The organism is Amycolatopsis endophytica (assembly GCF_013410405.1).
Taxonomy (GTDB): Bacteria; Actinomycetota; Actinomycetes; order Mycobacteriales; family Pseudonocardiaceae; genus Amycolatopsis_E; species Amycolatopsis_E endophytica.
Genome location: NZ_JACCFK010000002.1, coordinates 1,944,966 through 1,967,578 on the forward strand (window position 1 = coordinate 1,944,966; position 22,613 = coordinate 1,967,578).

30 protein-coding genes are annotated in these 22,613 nt (G+C 69.0%); 15 read left to right on the forward strand and 15 right to left on the reverse strand.

Going from position 1 to position 22,613, the window contains the following annotated elements; genetic code table 11:
* Positions 1–10 precede the first annotated feature (10 nt).
* The 5 genes from HNR02_RS34655 (at position 11) to HNR02_RS35960 (ending at position 4,566) form a co-directional block, all read left to right on the forward strand.
* A complete protein-coding gene (locus HNR02_RS34655) occupies positions 11–751 on the forward strand; it encodes a hypothetical protein (RefSeq protein WP_179777803.1) in 741 nt (246 codons plus the stop codon).
* A 488-nt stretch (positions 752–1,239) separates the two neighbouring features.
* On the forward strand, positions 1,240–2,733 hold the full coding sequence (locus tag HNR02_RS34660) for a GNAT family N-acetyltransferase (protein WP_179777804.1): 1,494 nt from the start codon (positions 1,240–1,242) through the stop codon (positions 2,731–2,733).
* A gap of 131 nt (positions 2,734–2,864) precedes the next feature.
* The gene (locus HNR02_RS34665; RefSeq protein WP_179777805.1) at positions 2,865–3,293 is read left to right on the forward strand and encodes a hypothetical protein; all 429 of its coding nucleotides are present in this window, start codon (positions 2,865–2,867) and stop codon (positions 3,291–3,293) included.
* 106 nt (positions 3,294–3,399) lie between these two features.
* Positions 3,400–3,912, forward strand: coding sequence for an ASCH domain-containing protein (locus HNR02_RS34670; protein ID WP_218914374.1), 513 nt, complete (start codon positions 3,400–3,402; stop codon positions 3,910–3,912).
* A 360-nt stretch (positions 3,913–4,272) separates the two neighbouring features.
* A complete protein-coding gene (locus tag HNR02_RS35960) occupies positions 4,273–4,566 on the forward strand; it encodes a hypothetical protein (RefSeq protein ID WP_246339353.1) in 294 nt (97 codons plus the stop codon).
* A gap of 270 nt (positions 4,567–4,836) precedes the next feature.
* Here HNR02_RS35960 and HNR02_RS35190 read toward each other — a convergent pair whose 3' ends face one another.
* From HNR02_RS35190 to HNR02_RS34715, 8 genes are all read right to left on the reverse strand, one after another.
* Entirely contained in the window at positions 4,837–5,259 is a 423-nt protein-coding gene (locus HNR02_RS35190; protein ID WP_218914375.1) for a lipopolysaccharide assembly protein LapA domain-containing protein, read from the reverse strand.
* 128 nt (positions 5,260–5,387) lie between these two features.
* Positions 5,388–6,911, reverse strand: a complete 1,524-nt coding sequence (locus HNR02_RS34685; RefSeq protein WP_179777807.1) for a B12-binding domain-containing radical SAM protein — start codon at positions 6,909–6,911, stop codon at positions 5,388–5,390.
* A gap of 106 nt (positions 6,912–7,017) precedes the next feature.
* Positions 7,018–7,590, reverse strand: coding sequence for an alkaline shock response membrane anchor protein AmaP (locus HNR02_RS34690; RefSeq protein ID WP_179777808.1), 573 nt, complete (start codon positions 7,588–7,590; stop codon positions 7,018–7,020).
* Positions 7,587–8,123, reverse strand: coding sequence for a DUF6286 domain-containing protein (locus tag HNR02_RS34695; RefSeq protein WP_179777809.1), 537 nt, complete (start codon positions 8,121–8,123; stop codon positions 7,587–7,589). The genes HNR02_RS34690 and HNR02_RS34695 overlap by 4 nt, the downstream gene beginning before the upstream one ends.
* Positions 8,120–8,521, reverse strand: coding sequence for an Asp23/Gls24 family envelope stress response protein (locus HNR02_RS34700; protein WP_179777810.1), 402 nt, complete (start codon positions 8,519–8,521; stop codon positions 8,120–8,122). Before HNR02_RS34700 ends, HNR02_RS34695 begins: the two co-directional genes overlap by 4 nt.
* Positions 8,522–8,523: 2 nt before the next feature.
* Positions 8,524–8,700, reverse strand: coding sequence for a hypothetical protein (locus HNR02_RS34705; RefSeq protein WP_179777811.1), 177 nt, complete (start codon positions 8,698–8,700; stop codon positions 8,524–8,526).
* Complete coding sequence (locus HNR02_RS34710) at positions 8,697–9,020, reverse strand: hypothetical protein (RefSeq protein WP_179777812.1); 324 nt, start codon at positions 9,018–9,020, stop codon at positions 8,697–8,699. Before HNR02_RS34710 ends, HNR02_RS34705 begins: the two co-directional genes overlap by 4 nt.
* Positions 9,017–9,484 carry an Asp23/Gls24 family envelope stress response protein gene (locus HNR02_RS34715; RefSeq protein ID WP_179777813.1) on the reverse strand — a complete coding sequence of 156 codons (468 nt, stop codon included), beginning with the start codon at positions 9,482–9,484 and terminating at the stop codon, positions 9,017–9,019. Before HNR02_RS34715 ends, HNR02_RS34710 begins: the two co-directional genes overlap by 4 nt.
* 233 nt (positions 9,485–9,717) lie before the next feature.
* Between HNR02_RS34715 and HNR02_RS34720 the strand changes: the two genes are divergently transcribed.
* Both HNR02_RS34720 and HNR02_RS34725 read left to right on the forward strand, forming a co-directional pair.
* The gene (locus HNR02_RS34720; protein WP_179777814.1) at positions 9,718–10,233 is read left to right on the forward strand and encodes a DUF5994 family protein; all 516 of its coding nucleotides are present in this window, start codon (positions 9,718–9,720) and stop codon (positions 10,231–10,233) included.
* Positions 10,230–10,832, forward strand: a complete 603-nt coding sequence (locus tag HNR02_RS34725; protein ID WP_179777815.1) for a GNAT family N-acetyltransferase — start codon at positions 10,230–10,232, stop codon at positions 10,830–10,832. The genes HNR02_RS34720 and HNR02_RS34725 overlap by 4 nt, the downstream gene beginning before the upstream one ends.
* Positions 10,833–10,967: 135 nt before the next feature.
* Here the strand turns inward: HNR02_RS34725 and HNR02_RS34730 are convergent, their stop codons facing one another.
* Both HNR02_RS34730 and HNR02_RS34735 read right to left on the reverse strand, forming a co-directional pair.
* Positions 10,968–11,201, reverse strand: coding sequence for an ATP-binding protein (locus HNR02_RS34730; RefSeq protein WP_281377532.1), 234 nt, complete (start codon positions 11,199–11,201; stop codon positions 10,968–10,970).
* 6 nt (positions 11,202–11,207) lie between these two features.
* Positions 11,208–11,372: a hypothetical protein gene (locus tag HNR02_RS34735; RefSeq protein ID WP_179777817.1), complete on the reverse strand. Its 165-nt coding sequence runs from the start codon at positions 11,370–11,372 to the stop codon at positions 11,208–11,210.
* 544 nt (positions 11,373–11,916) lie between these two features.
* Here HNR02_RS34735 and HNR02_RS34745 point away from each other — a divergent pair.
* Positions 11,917–12,444, forward strand: a complete 528-nt coding sequence (locus tag HNR02_RS34745; RefSeq protein ID WP_179776128.1) for a hypothetical protein — start codon at positions 11,917–11,919, stop codon at positions 12,442–12,444.
* 686 nt (positions 12,445–13,130) lie between these two features.
* On the opposite strand, the gene HNR02_RS34750 is transcribed toward HNR02_RS34745, so the two are convergent.
* On the reverse strand, positions 13,131–13,571 hold the full coding sequence (locus tag HNR02_RS34750) for a methyltransferase (RefSeq protein ID WP_179778024.1): 441 nt from the start codon (positions 13,569–13,571) through the stop codon (positions 13,131–13,133).
* Positions 13,568–13,747 (reverse strand): hypothetical protein, encoded by a 180-nt coding sequence (locus tag HNR02_RS34755; RefSeq protein ID WP_179777818.1) that lies wholly within the window; start codon positions 13,745–13,747, stop codon positions 13,568–13,570. Before HNR02_RS34755 ends, HNR02_RS34750 begins: the two co-directional genes overlap by 4 nt.
* Positions 13,748–13,754: 7 nt before the next feature.
* On the opposite strand from HNR02_RS34755, the gene HNR02_RS34760 reads away from it, so the two are divergent.
* Positions 13,755–14,135, forward strand: a complete 381-nt coding sequence (locus tag HNR02_RS34760; RefSeq protein WP_179777819.1) for a hypothetical protein — start codon at positions 13,755–13,757, stop codon at positions 14,133–14,135.
* 366 nt (positions 14,136–14,501) lie between these two features.
* On the opposite strand, the gene HNR02_RS34765 is transcribed toward HNR02_RS34760, so the two are convergent.
* On the reverse strand, positions 14,502–15,344 hold the full coding sequence (locus HNR02_RS34765; RefSeq protein WP_179777820.1) for a helix-turn-helix domain-containing GNAT family N-acetyltransferase: 843 nt from the start codon (positions 15,342–15,344) through the stop codon (positions 14,502–14,504).
* Positions 15,345–15,449: 105 nt separating this feature from the next.
* Here HNR02_RS34765 and HNR02_RS34770 point away from each other — a divergent pair, with 105 nt between their 5' ends.
* Positions 15,450–16,787: an FAD-dependent oxidoreductase gene (locus HNR02_RS34770; RefSeq protein ID WP_179777821.1), complete on the forward strand. Its 1,338-nt coding sequence runs from the start codon at positions 15,450–15,452 to the stop codon at positions 16,785–16,787.
* Positions 16,788–16,832: 45 nt separating this feature from the next.
* Entirely contained in the window at positions 16,833–17,915 is a 1,083-nt protein-coding gene (locus HNR02_RS34775) for a flavin-containing monooxygenase (RefSeq protein ID WP_179777822.1), read from the forward strand.
* Positions 17,916–18,104: 189 nt separating this feature from the next.
* Here HNR02_RS34775 and arsM read toward each other — a convergent pair whose 3' ends face one another.
* On the reverse strand, positions 18,105–18,920 hold the full coding sequence (gene arsM, locus HNR02_RS34780) for an arsenite methyltransferase (protein WP_179777823.1): 816 nt from the start codon (positions 18,918–18,920) through the stop codon (positions 18,105–18,107).
* A 99-nt stretch (positions 18,921–19,019) separates the two neighbouring features.
* On the opposite strand from arsM, the gene HNR02_RS34785 reads away from it, so the two are divergent.
* Genes HNR02_RS34785 through HNR02_RS34795 form a run of 3 tightly spaced genes read left to right on the forward strand, consistent with a single transcriptional unit; the run spans position 19,020 to position 21,132 of the window.
* The gene (locus tag HNR02_RS34785) at positions 19,020–19,382 is read left to right on the forward strand and encodes an ArsR/SmtB family transcription factor (protein WP_179777824.1); all 363 of its coding nucleotides are present in this window, start codon (positions 19,020–19,022) and stop codon (positions 19,380–19,382) included.
* Positions 19,379–20,452 (forward strand): ACR3 family arsenite efflux transporter, encoded by a 1,074-nt coding sequence (gene arsB / locus HNR02_RS34790; RefSeq protein ID WP_179777825.1) that lies wholly within the window; start codon positions 19,379–19,381, stop codon positions 20,450–20,452. The genes HNR02_RS34785 and arsB overlap by 4 nt, the downstream gene beginning before the upstream one ends.
* A 2-nt stretch (positions 20,453–20,454) precedes the next feature.
* Complete coding sequence (locus HNR02_RS34795) at positions 20,455–21,132, forward strand: arsenate reductase ArsC (protein ID WP_179777826.1); 678 nt, start codon at positions 20,455–20,457, stop codon at positions 21,130–21,132.
* Between the two features lie 83 nt (positions 21,133–21,215).
* Here HNR02_RS34795 and HNR02_RS34800 read toward each other — a convergent pair whose 3' ends face one another.
* Positions 21,216–21,473: a winged helix-turn-helix domain-containing protein gene (locus tag HNR02_RS34800; RefSeq protein WP_179777827.1), complete on the reverse strand. Its 258-nt coding sequence runs from the start codon at positions 21,471–21,473 to the stop codon at positions 21,216–21,218.
* 273 nt (positions 21,474–21,746) lie between these two features.
* Here HNR02_RS34800 and HNR02_RS34805 point away from each other — a divergent pair, with 273 nt between their 5' ends.
* The gene (locus tag HNR02_RS34805) at positions 21,747–22,604 is read left to right on the forward strand and encodes a helix-turn-helix domain-containing protein (RefSeq protein WP_179777828.1); all 858 of its coding nucleotides are present in this window, start codon (positions 21,747–21,749) and stop codon (positions 22,602–22,604) included.
* The last annotated feature ends 9 nt before the right edge of the window (positions 22,605–22,613 follow it).

Here is a 22,613-nt window from a genome sequence, read left to right on the forward strand (position 1 = left end):
GCTCGCCGCGGTGGAGTACGACCGCCATCGTCATGTGCTTCACGAAATGACACGGCTGGGAGCCACCATCGAACACGCCGGCGGCAGGCTCACCCACGAGGAAATCGACTTCCTCGACGCCGCCGAAGCCCGCACGGCCTGCATCACCGCACGTCGGTCGTACGGGGTCGAGGGCATCACACATCTTTACCGGGACCTGCTGCGGGCGTCCGACAGGATGTGGAAGGAGGTGAACGCGGGGAGCGGGAAGAACGCTCCCCTGCGGTTCGCCACCGCCGATGTCACAGTGACAGGGCTGCGCATCGAGGAGCTTCATGCCGCGCTCGGTCCAGCGAACCTGAGCCGCGACTACGCCTCGCTCAACCCGGACCACTACTTCATCGAAGAAGACGGCGACGGCATGCACGCGATGGAGACTTTCGGCATGTACGGCGCCCCGACCGAGATGCACCTCATCGCGGACCCCGCCATCCCGGTTCCCGTCGAACCGGCAGCTGGATACCTGGTCCTCACGGCTGGCTCGACGAGCCTGGCCAGCGATGGCACCGAAATCAACGTCCTGGCATTCCACCAGTACAAGCCGTTGGACAACGGTTTTGCCGTCAAACTCGGCTCGCTCTACCCGGCGGCGACACGGCGACAGATCGTCGAGGGACACAAGGTCCACATGGCCATCGAATTCCGGGCGATGTGCGAGCTCGCGGCGGGTGCCGACGCCGGGCTGGGGGCGGACTCCGATCTCGTGAAGTGACTACCGGTGGACGGATACCGGGATCGACCTCTTCGGCGTGAACCATGTCCGCGTACCCGCTCTGACCTGCGGAAACCTGCATACCGCGGGTGCGATCCTGCTCACAGCCCGCTCCCCACGAACGCCGACGGCCTGTCGACGATGATCGTCGGCAGGCCGTCTGAACAGCTACAACAACCGGTGGGCGATACTGGGATCGAACCAGTGACCTCTTCGGTGTGAACTATGTACGCGATACCGCGCTGACCTGCGGAAATCTGACTTCTGCAGGTCAGCGCGGTTGGTTCAGGTCGGTTGAGGACCGTTCCGGCCCGCTCGGCGCGCAACGCTGCTCCCAAGTTGCTCCCCACCGTGCTCCCACGGCGCATCGCGCGAGCGAATCCGCGGTTCTGGGCAGCTGAACCGGCCCGCTGGAGTCACTATGCCAACTGGGTGGTTGATCACTGTTCGGGCTCCGCAGCTCCGGTGATCGGCCATGCTTGGACCTCATGGTCGAGCCGCAGGTTCAGGTAGTGCCGCTCGCACCGGAGGATCGAGACGGCTACCAGGCCGCCATCGGTCTCGGCAACCGGTTCATCGACCGGCTGGGGCAGTTGTCCTACGCCGCGTTCGAAGAGGCCGCGGAGCAATCGCGGTTGCTCATCGCACGCCACGAGCGGGCCGGGGCGTTGATCGGATATGCCCTGTTCCGACTTGCCCGCAACGAAGTCTCCTTGACCCACCTGTGCGTCGAGCCGGACGCACGTGGCACCGGCGTCGCTCGTGCTCTCGTCGACGAGATGACCCGCCGCCATCAGGATCGGCTGGGCATTCGCGCCAAGTGCCGTGACGGCTACGGGCTCGAGCAGACGTGGTCCAGCCTGGGCTTCACAGCCCGGGCACGAACCACGGGCCGGGGGCGCGATCGAGCCCCGATGACCGTGTGGTGGAAGGACCATGGTCATCCGGACCTCTTCACTGAGTTCGAGCAGCCGGTCGAGTTGCGGGCGGCGATCGACCTCAACATCGTCCGCGATCTGGCCGCCCCTGCGGCACGCCGGCGCCGCTCGGACTTCCTCATCGCCGACCACCTCGCCGGGCGGCTCCAGCTGGTGATCACCTCGGGTATGCACGCCGAACTCGATCGCACCAGCCGCGACGGCCGGCAACCCCTGCTACTAGCCATCGACACCTACCCGACGATCCATGCCGACCGCGCCGCGGCGGAATCGCTGCACGATCAACTGCTGAAAGCCATTCGCGCGGATGCGCCCACATACCCGGCAACCGAGCAGGACCGCAACGACTTGGTGCAGGTGGCACACGCAGCGGCTGCCGGCCTCAGCGTATTCCTCACGTGGGACGAAGGTCTGATCAAGCTCCTCGGCCCCGTGATCGGGAACCTCACTGGCATGAAGATCATGACTCCGACGTATGTGGTCCTCCACCTGGAAGAACTCGCCAACGCCGAAGCGTTTCGCCAAGTCGCCCTGTCCGGCAGCAGCTTCAGCCACGCCCGAGCGGGAGCCGGACTCAAACGCGAACTCGCGGCCTTCCTCGCGAAAACCGGCGGCGAACGCAAACGCGACCTGCAAGAACGTGTCGAGCAACTGATCCAATGCGGGCAAGGACCGTGGCTGGTTCACGGCGACGACGCCCGAGCGATCGCCCTGTACTGCGGCCACCTCGAAGACAAGCGCTGGTCCGTGCCGCTCCTGCGAGTAGCCGACCACCCCACGGGCGACACCCTCGCCAGGCACCTCCTCTGGCTGTTCAAGCAACAAGCACGGGAGGCGGGGACCAAGCTCGTCGAGATCGCCGATCCCCACCTGGCACCGCGGGTCGAGCAAGGGGCCGACTTCGAGTTGATGACCCACGTGGACGGCCGTTGGTACGCGCCAGTCGTCGACGTCTGCGGAACGGCACGCGAGGTCGTGAGCGCAGCCAACAACGCCCTCCGGGCCGCAGGTCTCGGTGCCGCACCACTCCTGAGCCCTGCCTGACCGCACACGCGGCGGCGCGGCTCGAGCAGGCCTGGTGGCCGGCCAAACTGCTGGACAGCGAGCTGCCTTGCTTCGTCGTTCCGATCAGAAGCGGGTACGCGCACGAGCTGTTCGGATACCCCGACGGCATCGTGCCCCGCGACCCACAACTCTCCCTGGGACGGGAACACGTCTACTACCACAGCGTCGGCAACAACCCCCTCGCCGAGCCCGGACGCGTCCTCTGGCTCTCGACAGGAAAGGGCACGGGCAGCGGGCACTTCTTCGCCGCCTCGCAGCTCGAAGGGCTGATGATCGACAGTCCGGAGAATCTGCATGCAGCGCTGTCCTACTACGGCGTGTTCGACCTGGCCGCGGTCACCCGCGCAGCACGAGGCCGCCAGCAAGCCGAAGCCCTCCGCATCTCCAACACAGAGATCTTCCGGGCGCCCGTGTCACTCCGCCGTTACCACCGCTACCGCGAGCAAGTGGGCGACGGGCCCACCGCTTTCATGAGCGCCCGGCAGATCCCAGCTGAGCTCTTCGGCAAGATCTACCGGGAAGGAACCGGCACGCAGTAGCAGCCACGGCCTCGTGACAATGTCGATCAATCGAACTAGTGTTCCCCTCATGTCCGGTCGCACCAGAGGTCAGCTGCCGCTTCCCCTCCCGGTAAGGTCACCGGCTGTGACGAAGCAGGCCTCAGAGCGCACCGACGAACGACCACTGCTCATGTCGCTTCGCCCACGCTTCGCCCAGGCGATCCTCGACGGCAGCAAGACCGTGGAACTCCGCCGGACCCGGGTCTCGGCCCAACCTGGTACCACCATCATCATCTACGCCAGCGCCCCGATCATGTCGGTCGTCGGCCTCGCCCGGCTCATCTCGGTGCACACCGACACCCCTGCCCGACTGTGGCGGCGCCACCGCAAAAACCTCGCTCTGTCCCGCGCCGAGTTCGACAACTACCTCGCCGGCGCCGAGGCCGGCACTTGCCTGACCCTCGAACCACCACAGCGCCTTCACACGCCATACGAACTCGCCTGGCTCCGCGACTACGCCGCGTTCCGGCCACCGCAGAGCTACCGCTACCTCGCCGAGCACGACCCCGAACCACTTCACACCCTCGTCGCCACGAGCGCGCGATTCGCCACCGGACGTCGGTTCAACTGCACAGTCGGTCTGGAGTCGAAGAGCTGATCGCCGGCTACCGGTCCGGCGCGACGGTCTACGAACTCGGCGACCGGTTAGGCATCGAACGGCGAAGGGGCAGCGCCAATCCTCCGCCGACACAGCGTGCCGATGCGTCGCCGCGGCCTACCCCGAGCAGAACGACCACGCTGTCCATCTCTGCAACCTCAGTTGGTCTCTAGTGCGAGTCGGCGATCACTTCGGGGTCAATCACACCGCGTGTTGAACAAGCTGCGTGAACGCGGCAATCCCGACCCGAGACACCCACGGCCGCCCGCGCTTTGAAGCAGGGGGCGCCCCATGACCAGGCGTGCAGTGGCGTCGACCCGTCCAGGTTCGGATGGGGCTGCTGTGGTTCAGGCTGTCACCGTGATCATGGGCGTCGTCGGCCTCGCCCTTCTGTTCGGCTTCGGCAAGGTCCTCAATCTCGCGCTCCGGCTCGGCGTTCCCGCCTGGGTCGCCCCGCTGGTCGCTCCCGCGGTTGATCTTTCGATCCTCGGGCCCGCGCACGAGGTCGATCAGCCCAAGCCGACTGTCCAAGCGGACTCGGATGACGTTGCGCCGGAAGCGGAGCCCGAACTCGATGAGGACCTCCCACAGCACGGTGACGAGCGAGCAATCGTCGCTAGGACACCAGAGGCGCTCTTGGCGCGAGCACGGTGAGAAGACGCAGCGCACCGGGCTGCTCACCGGAAGCCGATCTCGGCGGACACGCTCCGTGTGCGGCTCGGGATTGGCACGACTCGGGCGCGGCGGCTTGTCAAGGCTGTCCGCGAGGAGCACCGAGCGGAGGTCATACGGCGTGCGGTCGACGCGTACGCTGGGGATTCAGGCGTGTGCCTACGACCTTGGTGGCGTGACCTAGCGGTTGTCATTCCCCGGATCGCGCGCAGTTGCCGCCTCACCCATGCTCCCCGCCTCCTGCGGTCGCGGTCACCGGTGACGTCGGTGCGCCGCGTGCCGGAGCTGGAGGATGCGGGCGGAACCGATCAGGGCGATCAGCAGGGCTCCGGCGATGGCGGCGAGGAGCATGGCCACCCCGACGGGCAAGGTCCCGGTGGCGCCGAGGAAGGTCAGCTCGGTACGGGTGGGGTTCTGCAGGATGAAGATCAGCAGGACGACCAGCACGAGTACGGCGATGATCACCGCGACCCAGGTGCCGCTGATCCTGGTCCGCGCCACGCGAGTCTTCCGCGGCCGGGGTGCGGGTGCGGGTTCACCGGTGGCGGCTTGCGGTGCCGGGCTGTCGACCACCGGTGCTGGTGGCGCCGCGCCGTGCTTCTCGGGCTGAGGAAGGGGTGTGTCTGTGCCGTAGCGGGCGCGGGCCCGCCGCGCGCGGTCCAAGAGGTTCGACATGACGTGCCTCGTCTGTAGTCCCGGTGTGGGCTGGCACTACAGGTTGCGGTGTCGTCATCGCCGGATGTCTCTAGTCTACGCGTGCCAGCGGCGGCCTGGCCATCGCGTCATCGTTGCCGCAGGCTTCGTCATCCCTTGCCGGGCACGAGCGTCTGCGTGAGGTCGGGTACCCGGTCGGCCGGCGACAGCAGTTCGGCGTAGCGGCCGAGCATGCGATCGCCCAGGTGCTGGTAGTAGTCGGGCAGTCTGGTGGTGCGTCCTTCGTGGAAGGCCAGGAACCGGGGGTCGTCGCGCAGCATGCCCAGGATCCGGTGGAAGCTGGCGATGTCGCCGCGGAAGGCCGCGGTACGCGCACGGTGGACGTAGCGGATGAGGCGGTGGGACGTCGAGCGCATCCGGCGGCGCAGCATGGCGGGCGAGGCGGCGTGGGCGTACAGCTCGGTGAGCTTGGTGTAGTAGGTGACCGGGTCGTAGTGGCGCAGGGTGGTCACCAGGTAGGGCGCGTAGTAGAAGTTGAACGGCATCGTGGTCAGGATGCGTTCGTCGGCGGTGAGCTGGTCGTGCAACGGGGTGCCGCCGAACGGCACCGGGATGTTGATCGTGGGCCAGACGAACGGAGTGCGGTCCATGAACCGCTTGGTCAGCTCGACCGGCTCGTCGCCCTGGTCCGTGTCGAGCCCGAACATGAAGTTCGCCTGCAGGTAGGGCACGTTCTCCGCGAGCCGCGTGAAGTGCTCGGCCACGTGGTCGACCTTGGCTGTGCCACCCTCCCGGCCCACGCCGGCTTTGTTCGAGTAGTCGGTCCAGGACTCCACGCCCGGCGCGACCATGACGCAGTTGGTGTCCTTGAGCCGGCTGGGCCGGTTCCCGCGGAGCACGGTCAGCGAGCTTTCGATGATGTAGGGCGGCCGCGCGCCCGGCGGCTGGTCCTCCAGTACGTCCAGGACCTTGTCGAAGGTCACCGCGAAGTTCGGGTCGTGGAACACGATCAGGGTGCCCGGTAGGTGCCGAGCCAGATACCGCAGGTCTTCGGCCAGCCGCTCGGGAGGCAGCAGGCGGTAGCGCGTGTTCCAGTCGATGCAGAAGTCGCAGTGATAGGGACAGCCCATGCTGGCCAGCATGGGCACGGCGGATAGCAGCAACGGTTTGCGGCCCCAGAAGAACGCCGACTTGCGGATCTCCGGCATCCGCTCGGCCACGGTCGGCACGTCGTCGAACGGGCGGGCCGCGGAGATCCGGCTGCCCGGCTCGTAGTGGCCGGCGAGGATGCCGGAGACCAGTTCGGCGTCGCACTCGCCGACGACCAGGTCGAAGAAACGCTGGCAGTCGGCCGGGAACGCCTTGGCGTGCGGGCCGCCGATCACCGTGCGCACACCGGCCTGGCGATACAGCTTGGCCAGTGCGTAGGCGAGGTGGCTGACCTGCGTGTAGCAGGCGATGAACACCACGTCCAAGTCCCCGGGCAGCAGCCGGTGCGGGTCGCCCAGACCGTAGTAAGTGGCGTAGAACGTCTCGTGCCCCTGCCTGCGGCACCACACCGAGATGGCTTGCGGGGTGATGCCGGCGAACTGCTTGGTCATCAACAGGCGGTAGCCCACCTCCGCCGGTCCCCGCGCCGGCGGAGCCAGGATGTCCAGGATTCCCACCCTCATCGCACAGCTCTCCTCGCGCACGCCGCCCGTCTCCTGCCTGCCAGGGATACCCGCGCGTGGCCCAGCCACGCCTCGTCCGTGGACGCCTCGGCGCCGTCCGCGGAAATCACTGGACCGTCGACGTCGGTTTGCCGGTGAAGCGGAATTCGACCGCGGTGGGTAGTGCCTGCAGATCGAGCGCCTGACGCAGCCGGGGCAGCGCCTCGGTGCGCACCCGGTGCCGGATGGCGGGGAGGGATGCCTGTTGTTCGGTGTGGATGACCACGGTGAGGGTGGCGTTGTGCTGCGCCCCGGTGAGGGAGGCTTCGGCGGCCCGCACCCCGGGGTACGTTTCGATCTCGTCGGCGAAAGGCTCGACCGCGGTGGTCGTGGCCAGTTCGGTGCGGCCCCGGTCCGGGTCGCTTTCCAGGCGCCAGATGCCGCGGCGTGGCTTGCGGATCAGTTGCGCCGTGAGCCACCGCAGACACAGGAGCCCGAGAAGGACGGCGACCGCGGCGACGATGTAGAGCGCCCAGGTAGGGGGGCGCCCCCTGCCGGGGACGACGGTACTTGCCGGGTCGAACAAGCCCGGCCAGCCGAAATGGGTGGCCAGGGTGAGTCCGCCGGCCGCGAACAAGATCAGCCCGAGCAATGTGAGCAGGCCACGGTTGAGCCGCGCCGGCGGGTTGTGGGCGCTCATTTCTGGCTCCGTGTGCTGCGTACCCGGACGCGCAGCGCCGGTCGGGCCGCGAGTGAGATCTCCGCGATCCGTCGTTCGAGCGCCGCGTACACCGCGTCGGCCAGGCCCTCGCCGCTCGCGCGGTCGGTACGCACCTTCGCCGTCACGCGGTGGCGGCGCACGGCGAGCCTGGCCCGGCTCACGCCGTCGACCCCGGCGGCCGCCGCACTCAGTGTGGTGCGCAACCGCCGGCGCGAGGCGCCGGCATCGAGCCCGTCGCCGTCGTCGTCGAGCGGAACGACCGTCGCCGAGCCCGGCAGGACCGCCGCCAGCAGCAACACCAGCCCGAGCGCCGAGGCCACCCCACCGGCGATCGCGGCGCCCGGGCTGTCCCATCGCGTCCTGTTCAGCGCGTCGGCCACCGCGTCGTAGCTGAGGATCGGCGGCTGACCCACGATCATCTGGATCGCGGACGTCGTGACCAGCACGCACGCCGCGAGGAGCGCCACGGCGCTCAGGCCGGCAGGCAGGCTGCGGCGGGGACGGCGGATCACCGGACCCTCCCCGCGGTGGCCGCGCCGTGCAGGGCGGTCACGGTGATGTCGACCCGCGACACGGCCAGCCCCGTCAGCTCGCCGACCCGCCGCACGAGATGGGACCGGACCTCTTCACAGGTCGCGGCAACCGGTTTCGGGTAGGCGATCGACAGACGGACGTCCAGTTCGGCGGTAGCGCCGTCCACCTTCGCCTGCACGGCGGCGGCACGGTCCTGGTCCTCGGCGCCGACGGTGACACCGAGCACCTGGCGAGCCGAGCCGCCGACGCTCTCGATCTCCGTTGCTGCGTACGCGGCCAGGCGCTCGACCGCACGAGTGGCGATGTCGGTGCGGCCGCGTTCGCTCATCTCCTGCTCGTCCTGGCCGGTTCCGGCGCGCGAATCCAGTACCGACATGGTCAGCGGCGGCCGCGACCGGTGAGCTGGGACAGATCGAGCTTGCCGTCGGCGACCCGGCCGACCAGCAGGCCCAGCGCGCCGAGGACGAGCACGATGAGGAAGGCGCTGAAACCGCCGAACGCGCCCGCGAGGCCCAGCACGATGCCGGACAACAGCCCGAGAACGGTGAAGTTCATGAGAGTTCTTCCTTTACTGCGACTCGGCCGAACGCTGCCGGCGCGGTCACCGGCAGCACGATGTCCATGACCGCCACCCGCACCGGACGGTCGACCTTCCCGACCGCCGCCCGGACGGCGGCGGCGACCTCGGTGACAGTGGCCGGATACCGGCTGACCACGCCGACGGTGATCTCCTCCGGCCGGATGCGCACGCCCGCCACCCGGCGTCCAGGCAGATACGTCGCCACGTCGCCGAACCGCCCGCTGTCCAGGTCGGCCACGGCGGGCACCGCCCGGACCGCGGCAGCGATCAGGTCGGCGTCGAGCTCGGAAGTCATTGCAACCTGGTCGTCTGTCCGCCCTCGGTGTCGGCCTCCTCATCGGGGAGATGCACGTCGTTGACGGCGATGTTGACCTCGACGACCTCCAGCCCTGTCATGCGCTCGATCGCGAGGATCACGTTGCGCCGGGCCGCGCGGGCGAGATCGACGATCGAGACGCCGTACTCCACGACCAGTTCGAGGTCCACGGCCGTCTGCCGCTCCCCCACCTCGACCGACACGCCTTGCGCCGCGCTGGCCGAAGCTCCGGGGATCCGTTCGCGGAGGGCGCCGAAAGCCCGCGCGGCACCACCACCGAGGGCGTACACCCCGGCGATCTCACTGGCCGCCAGACCCGCGATCTTCTGCACGACCGTGTCGGCGATGGTGGTCGTCCCTTGCTCGGTGACCAGCTGGCTCGCGCCGGCCTGGCCTCCGCCCGGCGCGTTCGGGGACGCGTTCTGAGTAGCCGGAGTTGTCATCTCATGAACTCCTTCGAAGTCTGGTCGCCGGTGTGATTCCGGCCCGCCCGGCGAGCTCGGCCTCCGGGAGGCATAACCTGCGGCCGTCGGCCCAAACGTTGTTCGCCGGTGGGATTCCGAATCGGTGTAGAATAGGAATTGTCGAGAACATCTCGTACGCGAGTGGCCAAGCCCGCGTCGTCCTCGGCGGAATTCCCGGTCGTGTCACGACCGGAGACGGGAGCATCGGCATCATGTCGAGCCCGACCACACTCGTCCCACCCCCGGCGGCCGCCGAGCCGTCGCACCACACGCTGCGTCTGCGCCTGAAGCCGAAGGGGTCCGTCGCCGGCTACGTCGACGGCGCCTGGTGGCCACGGTCCCGCGACCTCGCCGCCGAACTGCCGCCGCTACTGGCTGTCCTGGCGATCCGGCCAGGAACCATCGAGCGGGTCACCTACAACCTGGCCACGTGGACCTCCGTTCCCCGCCGCCTCGTCATCGAGGGCCGCACCATCCGGCTGGAGGGGTTCCGTTCACAGCCTCCCCACACGGTGACCGTGGCCGGTCAGGGCCGGCAACGCCTGACCCTGCTCACCCTGCCGCCCGACATGGCCACGGCAGACGCGCACGACGTTCTGATGAGGGCTGCGCAGCGGGACAACGACCAAAGCCCCGATGCGCTTCTCGCCCCGGGTCCGGACGCCGACGCGGAGTTCCCGGATTCCGCGACCCAGCGATGGGAAGCCGACGGCGGCGGCACCCGATGACCACGGTCAGCAGTGTTCAGGCTCCGCAGGCCGAACTCCGGCCGCCGCTCGTCACCCCGCGGCTGATCCTGCGAGGCTGGCGCGTCTCGGACGCACCCGCGGCGCTGGCCGTGTTCGGCAACGCGGCGGTAGCGCGCTGGCTCAGCCCCGTCATGGACAAGGTTCCCGATCTGGCGGCCATGCGCCTGCTGCTGCAGCAATGGATCGCCGAAAACACCCGTGCCGCCCTGCCGGCCGGGCGCTGGGCCATCCAGCGGCGCAGCGACAACCAGGTCATCGGCGGGGCGATCCTGCTGCCCCTCCCGCCCGGCAACGAAGACCTCGAGATCGGCTGGCAACTCCACCCCGACGCTTGGGGACACGGATACGCCACCGAAGCCACCCACGCCCTCGCCGAGTGGGCCTTCCGCCACGACATCGACGAACTGTTCGCCGTGGTCCGGCCCGGCAACACCAGGGCCGCCGCCACCGTCCGCCGCAACGGCATGCACTGGGTCGGCGAGACCAGCAAGTACTTCGGGCTGACCCTGCAGGTCTTCCGCCTCCGTTCCGCCGACCTCGACCAGGCCGCCCCCCACGCGCAACTCCCACCCACCTGAGAGTCGCGCTACCGCCGCGACACCGACTCACGCCCACCGCCCGGCCGACCTTGCCGACGGCGCCGCGGCGGGTGCCGGGAAGGCCGAAACGTACGGAGAGCGCGCGCCCCACGACGGCTACTGCTGCGTGAACTCTCAGGTCAACGAGACGGTGGTGCCGGACGCGGTGGAGGCGATGGCGGTCTGGCCGGCGAGCTGGTTGATCAGAACCAAGCCACGGCCGCGCCACGGACCACAGTCAGCGCGGGGTGGCTGCCAGTCCCCTTCGTCGCTGATGTCGACCCAGAGGGTGCCGGGAGGGTGCTGGGCGCGTAGTTCGACATCCCCGGTGGCGCCGGCGGGGTAGGCGTGCAGGTACACATTGGCCAGCGCCTCCTACGCGGCGAGCTCGACATAGGGGGTGAGTCGCGGCGGCAGGCCGCGGGCGAGGTTCCAGCGGGTCAGGGCATGCCGTAGAGCGGTGAGTTCGGGGATGTGAGCGCGGCGCCGCAGGAGTAGTTCGGAGGTCGTAGGTCCGTTGAGTTTGCGGGCGGGGCACATGGTGCCACCTCGTGATCATGGGGTTCACCGGGTCGGCCCAGTGCGTCACTCACCCCGGGCGAGGCAGGCGTGGTCGTCTCTCTGTATTTCACGACCGTACGCCGGGCTTGCCCGGCAACGCCAGGGGCCGCGTTCAAGCCGCGGGCGAGGTCGGCGACGGCACCAACGACGCGCCCGCCCTTGCGCTCGCCGACATCGGCATCACGATGGGCGTGCCCTGCACCGACGTCGCCGTGGAGACCGCGGACGTCGCCCTGGCCGCGAACGACCTCCGCGCGCTGCTCGACCTGCGTGACCTCGGCCGCCGGGACATCTCGGTGAGCCGACAGAACTACGGCATGTCGATCGCGATCAGCGCCCTCGGCCTGCTGGCCTCCACACGCCGTTCGCCCTGCCCCGCGCCACAATCCTCCGCGCCGCCGCTCATGCCTTGCGCCCGGGTGGCCGGAACCAGGACCCCGTCCCCCACATCCCACCCCCACCGAAGTGCATGCCGAACTCGAAATCGATCAAATCCGTCGCACCGGCCAGCTAGCATTCCGGCATGGGCAGGGTTGAGGAAGCCATCTGCGTCGCGGCGTACAGCACCTCGGCGCCAGTCTGCAGCTACACCTACCGCTGGTGGGCAGCAGGCACCTCGTTCTACCTCAAGCAACGCAGCTTGGACGCGATCAAGATCAGCCTGCACGGGCCCGATCTCCGGCACCCTGAGCCCGGCTTCAAACTCGGCATCGACAGTTCGGCCCAGGCGACAGCACACGAGAAGCTGTTATGGCGCTTCGACGATGGAGCGATGGGCTGGTTCCCCGGCCGCGAGATCGCCCGCGGGGTCCGTCATGTCGTGCGGATTCGCGTGCCGTGGGACACCATGCAGGCCGGGCGCCGAGCGGTCGACTTCGACTTCTTCCTCGCCGAAGGCAGGCCGTACTGGCCGAATTCTCGGCAGATCCGCAAGAACCGGGCAGGACTGGGCCCGCTGCGCAACAGCGCCGGTCAGTACCTCACCGCTGCGTGCTACCACCGCACGACCTTCGACCCGGCGATGGCCAAGGTGACCCAAGGGCGAGGCTGATCTTCTCCGCCGCTACTCGGGCGAGCCGGTCCGGTCGACGGTCGCCTACCCGGACGAGTCCGGCTTCGTCTGGATACGGGAGATCGTGGCGCCGAGGGACATGCTCCAGCGGCACACCGCCGACGAGCTGCGCGAGCTCGCCAGGACGGAGATCGCAGCCGAGGAAGCCCACTGAACTGCCGGTCGCGCTCCAACGCTCGCTGCCGCCGTCCCGCACCGCCCTCGCTTGACCGACCTCGACCTCATCGACAACGCCGCGTACCTCCGACTAGCCGGTCGCCACTGTTGGCACTGTCCGTGGCGGCGTTTACTGCAGTCCCCCACGCATCCACAGCGCGGTGAAGCGCCCCTACAGGTTGGCCACCGCCCAGATGAAGATGGCCGCCAACACGAACACAGCGAGGACGATCACGGCGGCCTCAAGGAACGACCTGGCCATACGGTGCCTCCCGCTGGACTCAACGCTGTGATTGTCCTCCCGCAGCGGGTCTGACGTGAAGGCACGATGCGGAGACCCGCACCCACCTGGCTCTGGTCGAGGAGCAAGGGCAGTTGCTGGGTGTGGTCACCCTGCGGGACGTGCTGGACCCGCTGCTGAGCACCGCCGCCTGAGCCCGTCTCCGCCGCGCGCGACACCGGGTCGCACGGCGGCGGAGAACCGCTCATTTGGACAGGAAGAAGTAGGCTTAGCGTGTGTCGAGTTCGTTTTCCGGCACCAGTTCGATGCCTTCGGGAGTGAAGCCGCACCGTTCGGCAAGTTGCCAGAAGCCGCCGATCGGATACGTGGTCACCTGGGAGATGCCGGAGGTGTAGGCGCGGCGGCGGGGTTTGCTGGCGCGGCCGTCGTCGTACTTGATCTGGATGAGGGCGAGCCCGCCGGGGGCGAGCATCTGGTGGGCCAGCCGCAGCACGCGCTCGTCGTACTCGGGCGTAGGCAGTACTTCGAACAGGTACAGGCACAGGAAGATGTCGCAAGGCTCGGTGATCTGCCGCAGCACGGCTTCGGGGTCGGCGACGTCGATCTCGACCCCGCGGAACGGGGTGTCACACACCTGCTTCACCTGGCGCTCGCATTCGGCCAGGCTGTCGACGGAGATGTCGATGCCGACGAACTCCTGGCGCGTCAGCGAATCGCAAGGTTGTCGGCCGCTTCCGTCAGGGGCAAGACGGTGTCGATCTCGAGGGTCAGGGTGCCGGCGGCAGCCTCTTCGGCGACCGGGAGGATGATCTCACGTCCAGGTGCGGCGAAGACGCTGGTGCCGGTGTGGCCGGCGACGGCGAGGGTGTCGGCGCCGGGTGCCATCGCGGCGGTGGCGATGACCCTGCACGGCTTCGTCGCTGGCACCTCCCAGCGCGCCGCCGAAATCTACTTCCCCGCCGACGCCGAGCTGTTCAACGTCGTCGGCGCCGCCAAGGGGATCCAGGGCGTCACCGCGGCGCAGGTCGCCACAAAGAGCGGCCCCGGCAGTACCTACGCCGTCGGCACCCCGCAACAGGTCGCCGAGAAGCTGCCGAACCACCACGAGGTGCTCGGCCACCAACGAACCATGCTGCAACTAGCCGTCGGCACGGTCGCCCGCCGAGACCTCATGCGGGCCATCGAACTGCTCGGCGCCGAGGTCGCACCGCTCGTGCGAGCCGAGATCACCAAGCGCGAGGGCAGTTCCGTCACCCCGGCGCCGGCGCGGTGACGCGGACCCGTCCGGGAAGATCCGCACGCTGCGGATCTCCGGCGCAGCAACGCCGGGCATGGCTACGGCCCGACGTGCGCTTACACCGATGCGCTCATACAGGACCTCAAAGCGTGCAAAACCACGACCGCCGTACCTGAACTTAGGACAGTGTCTGGGGTTTATTGCCGCGGCGCCGGCGGCGAGCCCGGCCCAGAACGGCCGCGATCCGTGTCGAGGACGAGCGGCTGCCGTCCGGGTAGTGGATCAGCGCGTCCACCATCGAGCCTTGCGTGTTGTCGTCGTGACAGCTCACAGGGACACGCAACGTCTCAGCGCGATCTCCCGAGCCATGCGCTCGTTCGGCCGCTCCTTCTGGGGCATTTTTCAGCTGATGTTGTTGCGGCGTTCGAGGAGGACGGTGTCGTGCCAGGTGCCGTTGCGTTGGGCGATGCGTTCGCGGATGCCGATGGTGCGGTAGCCGGCCGAGTGGTGCAGGGCGAGGCTGGCGCGGTTCTCCGTGAAAATGGAGGTTTGCAGGGTCCAGTAGCCGGCCTCGTCGAGGGCGATGACCTGCCGGCGGATGAGCGCCTTGCCGACACCCCGGCCGCGGTGGCCGTCCGCGACGTAGATCGAGGTTTCGGCCACGCCGGAGTAGCACTCGCGAGTGGACACCGGGGTGGCGGCGGCCCAGCCGACCACGGTGCCGTCGATCTCGGCGACCCACCGCTGCCCCGCGATCCATTTCGCGTCGAGGGTGGCGCGGCTGGAGACGGCGGTCTCGAAAGTCGCGACACCGGTGTCCATGCCCTCGCCGTAGATGCGGCGGACCGCGGCCCAGTCCTCGTCGCGCAGGGCCCGGACGGTGACGTCGGCGGGCACGTCTTCCGGGCAGCACGGGCGCGGCGCGAGCAGCCCCATGACCGCGTCGGCGGCGTGCGGCAGGCCGGCGCAGCAGGCCGCGTTCACGGTCACGATGGTGGCGGTGCCCTCCTTGCGGACCTGCACGAACCCGACGTCGGCGAGTTTGCGCACGTGGTGGGAGCAGGTGGACTGGCTGATCCCGAGCAGCTCGGTCAGCGCGCCGACGGTGATCCCGCCGGGTGCGGTGGCCACCGCGTGCAGCAGCCGCACCCGGGTCGGTTCGGCCAGGCAGGCGAACCAGTCGGCGTAGGTGGCGGCTTCCCCGTCCGGCAGGACCTGGGCCCGGGGCACGGCAGTCGTGGTCATGCCCCGAGTGTATCGACCCGAATCGATGGTTGCATTGATCGACGCTCGTCGATACAGTCTCTCGCAACGGTGCTCAATCGAGCTGGATCGATGAAAGGGGTCGGGATGAGCGAGCTGCCCGTCGTGGTGGTGGGGGCCGGGCCGACCGGCCTGGCGGCGGCCGCCGAGATGCTGGAGCGGGGTCTGGAGCCGCTGGTGCTGGAGCGTGGTCCGCAAGCGGGGGCGTCGGTGGCGCAGTGGAACCACGTGCGCTTGTTCTCGCAGTGGTCGGAGCTGGTGGACCCGGCGGCCGGCCGCCTGTTGGAGGCCACCGGCTGGGAACGCCCCGCGGCCGAGGGTTATCCGACGGGACAGGAGTGGATCGCGCGTTACCTGGCCCCGTTGGCCGCCACGCTGGGCGAGCGTGTCCGGTTCGGCGCCGAGGTGGTGGGGGTGGCCCGCCGTGGCCGGGACCGGGTGGTCGACCACGGGCGCGACACCGAGCCGCTGACCGTGCACGTCCGCCACGCCGACGGGCACGAGGAGCTGATCACCGCACGGGCGGTGGTCGACGCCTCCGGGACGTGGACCAACCCGAACCCGCTGGGCGGCGACGGCCTGCCGGCCCTGGGCGAGCGGGCCGCCGCCGACCGCATCACCTACCAGGTGCCGGATCTGCAGGACCCGGCCGTGCGCGTCCGGTTCGCCGGCAAGCACGTCGCGGTCGCGGGCAGCGGACACTCCGCCTTGACGGCGCTGGTCGCGCTGACCGACCTGGCCCGCGAGGAGAGCACGCGGATCAGCTGGATCCTGCGCCGCGGCTCAATGGGCAACACCTTCGGTGGCGGCGAGGCCGACCAGCTGCCCGCCCGCGGCGCGCTCGGCCTGCGCGCCAAGGAGGCCGTGGACGCCGGGCTGGTGCAGGTGGTCGCGGGGTTCCGCACCGAGGCGGTGGATCGCGACGAGCAGGGCCGCCTGGTGCTGCGCTCACCCGACGGGCGAACCGTGGAGGGCGTGGACGAGGTCGTGGTGGTGACCGGGTTCCGGCCGGACCTGTCCTGGCTGTCCGAGGTGAGGCTGGAGCTGGATGCCACGCTGCAGGCGCCGGTCGCGCTCGCGCCGTTGATCGACCCGAACGTGCACTCCTGCGGCACCGTCTACCCACACGGCGCGAAGGAACTCGCGCACCCCGAGCCGAACGTCTACCTGGCCGGGATGAAGAGCTACGGTCGCGCCCCGACGTTCCTCGCCATGACCGGCTACGAGCAGGTCCGCTCGATCGCCGCCGCACTGGCCGGGGACCACGAGGCAGCCGGACGGGTGGAGCTGGTGCTGGCCGAGACCGGGGTGTGCGGCGGGGCAGGCCTGTTCGACGAACCCGCTGCCGACGCCTCGGCCGGCGGGTGCTGCGGCGCGGCCGAGCCGGAGCTGATTTCGCTGTCCGCCCCCTCGACGGACCGGTGACGGCCGCGCGTCGCTCGGCTCGTTGCGGTGAAAGGGTTTCCTGCCATGCCTGATGCCGTGGTGATCGGCGGCGGCCAGGCCGGTCTCGCCTCGGTCCACGCTCTCAAGGCCCGCGGGCTCGAGCCCGTCCTGCTGGAGGCCGGGGACGAGCCGGCCGGGTCCTGGCCGCACTACTACGACAGCCTCCACCTGTTCTCCCCGGCCCGCTACAGCTCCCTGCCTGGGCTGGCCTTCCCCGGCGACCCCCGCCGCTACCCGCACCGCGACGAGGTGATCGGCTACCTCCGCCGCTACGCCGCCGTGCTGGACGCGGACATCCGCACCGGTCACCGGGTCACCGCGGTGACCCGGCCCGGCGGCGAGTTCGTCGTGTCGACCGACTCCGGCGCCGAGTTCTCCGCGCCGATCGTCGTCGCCGCGACCGGCGCGTTCAGCTCCCCGTACCGGCCCGCGCTGCCCGGGCTCGACGAGTTCGCCGGCACCGTCCTGCACTCCAGCGAATACCGCGAGCCCAGCCCGTTCGCCGGGCAGCGCGTGGTAGTGGTCGGCGCGGCCAACTCCGCCGTGCAGATCGCCGTCGACCTCGTGCCGCACTCCCACGTCACGCTCGCCACACGCAAGCCGATCCGCTACGCCACGCAGAAACCGCTGGGCCGGGATGTGCACTTCTGGTTCACCGTCACCGGGTTCGACGTTCTGCCCATCGGGCCCTGGCTGCGCACCAAGCCGAGCATGCTCGTCCTCGACGCCGGTGGCTACCGGGCCGCGATCGAGGCCGGCAAGCCCGGCCAGCGGCGCATGTTCACCGCCATCGAGGGCGACACGGTGACGTGGGCGGACGGTTCGCGCGAGCAGGTGGACACCATCATCCTGGCGACCGGGTTCCGCCCCGGACTGTCCTATCTGGACAAACTCGGCGTCCTGGACCCGGCCGGGGCGCCCCGGCAGCACCGGGGTCTGTCCACCACGCATCCCGGGCTCGGGTTCGTCGGCCTGGAATGGCAGCGCAGCTTCTCCTCGGCCACGATCCGCGGCGTGGGCCGCGACGCGGCCTACGTGGCCCGGCGGCTGCTCACGTCGGCCGGGGTCATCCGGGGCGCGAAGAACAGATTCCGACGGACCGGGTAGTGCATGCCGCGCACCAGACCGGCTTCGGCGGCGCGGTCGAACCACCAGCCCATCCATCGCGGCCCGAGCAGGCCGCCGCCGCATGAGCCCAGGTAGTTCACGAACGGCGCCGCGGCGGCATCAAGCGCCCGGGCGCACATCGCCCGTCCCTTCCCGCCCCAGCGTGACACCGCGGGGCTGAGGCCGGTCTCAGCCGCAGCACCCGCCCTCGGCGGAACTCGTGACCAGCGGCAGCTCCCTCCTCGCGGCCGCCTCGTGGGGCTTGGTCGCGCGGACGATCGCGGAGTGCATGTTCTCGGCGGCCTCGTGTGTCGGCGTGATCTCGATCCCGGTGAATCCGGCCGCGGCCAAGCCCGCCCGGTACTCCGCGAACAACAGCGCCCCGGCGATGCAGGCGGTGTATTCGCCGCGCTCGGCCCGCTCGGCGGCGGTCAGCTGGTCCTCGGCGACGACGTCGGAGATGCCGAGCCGTCCGCCAGGCTTGAGCACGCGGAACATCTCGGCGAACACCGCGGGCTTGTCGACCGACAGATTGATCACGCAGTTGGAGATGATCACATCCACCCGGTCCGCCGGGAGCGGGATCGCCTCGATGTGGCCCTTGAGGAAGTCGACGTTGGTCGCCCCGGCCTTGTCGGCGTTGGCCTGCGCGAGCGCGAGCATCTCCTCGGTCATGTCCAGCCCGTACACCTTGCCCGCCGGGCCGACCCGCTTCGCCGACAGCAGCACGTCGATGCCGCCTCCGGAGCCCAGATCGAGCACTGTCTCGCCCTCGCGCAGCTCAGCCACGGCCAGTGGATTGCCACAGCCGAGACTGGCCAGCACCGCCTCCTCCGGCAGAGACGAGCGCTCCGCCTCGTCGTACCAGCCGCCGGTCAGGTCGGGCATCTCGCTGGAGCATTCGCCACCACAGCACGATGCGACCGCTCGCGTGCTCGCTCGCACCGCGGCCGCCGCATAGCGCTCCCGCACCTGTTCCCGCACGTCCTGCGCCTGCTCACCCATGCTGCCACCTCCGGAATTGAGGACGATCGATGTCTGTCGATGAAAAGCCTGCACCTTGGATAGATGGACGTCAAGATAGAAGTTTGTTTAGATAGGGGCATGTCGAAACAGCTGCCGATCGTCGACGCCGAGTGCTGCTCGCCACTGGTACGAGAACCGCTGTCCGAGCCGCAGGCCGCGGAGCTGGCGCGGGTGTTCAAGGCGGTCGGCGACCCGGTGCGGCTGCGGCTGCTGTCGCTGATCGCCTCCCACGACGGCGGCGAGGCGTGCGTGTGCGACCTGACCGGCGCGTTCGAGCTGACCGGGCCCACGATCTCCCACCACCTCAAGGTGCTGCGCGAGTCCGGCCTCATCACCGGTGAGCGCCGCGGCACCTGGATCTACTACCGCGTCCAGCCCGAGACCCTGGCCCGGCTGTCCGCCGTCCTCACCCCTGCCGAGGGCTCGGTGGTGACGGCGTGACCACCACCGACACGGCCCCCGCCGGCGTCGTCGGCAAGCTGTCCACGCTGGACCGCTTCCTGCCGATCTGGATCGGCGCGGCGATGGTCCTCGGGCTGCTCGCCGGGCGCTGGATCCCCGGCCTGGAGACCGGCCTCAACGCCGTGGCCATCGACGGGATCTCGTTGCCGATCGCTCTTGGGTTGCTGGTGATGATGTACCCGGTGCTGGCCAAGGTCCGCTACGACAAGCTGGACTCGGTCACCCGCGACCGGAAACTGCTGTGGCCCTCGCTCGTGCTGAACTGGCTCATCGGCCCGGCGCTGATGTTCGCCCTCGCGTGGCTGCTGCTGCCGGACCTGCCCGAGTACCGCACCGGGCTCATCATCGTGGGCCTGGCCCGCTGCATCGCCATGGTGATCATCTGGAACGACCTCGCCTGCGGCGACCGGGAGGCCGCCGCCGTGCTGGTCGCGCTCAACTCGGTGTTCCAGGTGATCATGTTCGGTGTACTCGGCTGGTTCTACCTGGAGATCCTGCCCGGCTGGCTCGGCCTCGACACCACCAGCCTGGCAGTGTCCGGGTGGCAGATCGCGAAGTCCACGCTGATCTTCCTCGGCATCCCGCTCGTCGCCGGCTACCTCACCCGCCGCCTCGGCGAACGAGCCCGCGGGCGCGACTGGTACGAATCCCGGTTCCTGCCGCGCATCGGGCCGGTCGCCCTGTACGGACTGCTGTTCACCATCGTCGTGCTGTTCGCCCTGCAGGGCAACCAGATCACCAGCCGCCCGCTCGACGTCGCCCGCATCGCACTGCCGCTACTGGTCTACTTCGGACTCATGTGGGCCGGCTCCTACGCCCTCGGCAAGGCGCTCGGCCTGAACTACGAACGCACCACCACACTCGCCTTCACCGCAGCGGGCAACAACTTCGAGCTCGCCATCGCCGTGGCCATCGCGACCTTCGGCGCCACCAGCGGACAGGCCCTCGCCGGCGTCGTCGGCCCCCTGATCGAGGTGCCGGTCCTTGTCGCGCTCGTCTACGTCTCGCTCGCCCTGCGCCGCCGATTCACCCCTGCCACCCGGGAGTAGCCATGGACCACATCGAAGGCGAACCCTGCCAGGACGTCGAAGACTGCCGCCTCACCGACCGCCACGTGCAGACCCTGCTCAACCGCGAAGCCGACGAGATCGCCCGGCACTTCACCGGCACCTTCTCGCCAGAAACGGTCCGCAACTGCGTCGAGGACTCCTACACCCACCTCGCCGCCACCGCTCGCATCCGCACCCACCTGCCCGTCCTGGCCGCCCGCTTCGCCCGGCAGCGACTGGAAGCCACCGCCAAGAACCAAGGAGCCACCGTGTCCGACAAGCCCGAAGTCCTTTTCGTCTGCGTCCACAACGCCGGCCGCTCCCAGATGGCCGCCGCCCTGCTCGACCACCACGCCGCCGGACGCGTCACCGTCCGCTCCGCAGGCTCCGCCCCCGCCGACACCATCAACCCCGCCGTCGTCGAAGCCATGCACGAACTCGGCCTCGACCTGACCAAGGAATTCCCCAAACCGCTGACCACCGAGGCCGTCCAAGCCGCCGACGTCGTCATCACCATGGGCTGCGGCGACGCCTGCCCCATCTTCCCCGGCAAGCGCTACCTCGACTGGCAACTCGACGACCCCGCCGGCAAGGGAATCGACGCGGTACGCCCCATCCGCGACGAAATCGACCGCCGCGTGCGCGCGCTGCTCGACGAACTCGTGCCCGCACGAGCGTGATCCAGCCGAGGGTGGGTGGGGGGCACCTGGTTCACGCCACCCGCTCATCGGCTGGTTTCGTCTCCGGAGATTGCCGCGGACGTCTAATCAGCCGAGCGCGGGCTGGCGCGGACCTCGCGCACGAAGGTCCCCTTCGACGGCACCGTGACCACGAGACCCTCGTCCCGTAGGAGCTGAGTGGCGTGGCGGAGTGTGCCTAGTGCGACGCCGAGTTCCGCCGCCAGGCGCCGTTCGGCCGGGAAGGGTGTGTTCGCAGGGAGTTCGCCGGATTCGATTCGAGCCTTGAACTGCTCGAAAACTGTCCGGTAGAGATATTGCGGAGTTCGTCGTTCTTCCGTCATCGCCTACTCCGGCGAACGCGTCCCCAGCCGTTCTCCTCGTTGAGCGCGACCTTCACACGCTCAGGCATGGCATGGCGAGGACCACTTTGCGATCGACTTTTTCTTGCCAGAGAAGGCACGCTGTCGCAAATATGCGAAATCCATCGCCACATCTTCCCTCCAAAGTTTGGTGCGGAAATTTACGCACCAAACAACGGTGCATTGCGCCATCAAGACGGGGCAATAGCCCATCCGGGTCGTTCTGACAAAGGTCTTTCTCGGTACTCTTGGCTCATGCCGAGGCACCCCGATACGGCGAAACAGCTCGACGGCCGGCCGCTCGCGCGTCTTCTGCGCTCGCACTGGCTAGCTCGCTCGCCTCGGCCCACCACGCGAGACGTTGGTCGCCAGCTCGGTGTCTCGCATACCACCGTGAGCCGGTGGCTCGACGGCACACTTGTCCCGACCGCTGAGCAGACGGAAGCACTCGCCGGCGCCCTGGGAATCGCGGGAAAGGCACGCGCAGACCTGCTCCAGGTCGCGGCGTGGGTCACTCCGAAACGGGCAACTCCGAACCGTGGCACTCCCGGCCTTTTCGGCATTTCGCATCAAACTGCCGACGCGATGGAGCTCGAAAAGCAAGCCACCTCGATCACGGAATGGTCACCTCTGCGCATCCCCGATCTCTTGCAGTGTGAGGATTACGCCCGCCAGGTTCCATCGGATATGAGCGACTTGCCCTCCAAATCCGAACGCCAGGCTGCAGTGATCGAGGGCGGGCGAACCAAGTATGAAGTTTTCCTCGGCCGACCCGCACTCACCTGGCGAGTCGGCGGAGTGACCGTCATGGCGAAGCAGGTTGGGCAGTTGATTGAGGTACTCGACCAGCGATTGGCCGCGGTACGTCTCGTGCTCGAGGGTTCGGACTGGCATGACGGCCAGCTTGGCCCATTTGCGCTCTACGACCGTGGCGATGGCGAGAGCTCCGTCGTCATCCAGCACCTCGGGGCGGTCACCCTCCTGACCGATCGCGAAGTCGTCGGACGCTACCGACAGCTTGGTACCACGCTCGAGCAAATAGCCCTGACACCGGAGGAAACCCGCCGGCACCTCGAAGATGTTCTCCGGGATTTGAGAACCACATCGCCTTGAGACTGACCG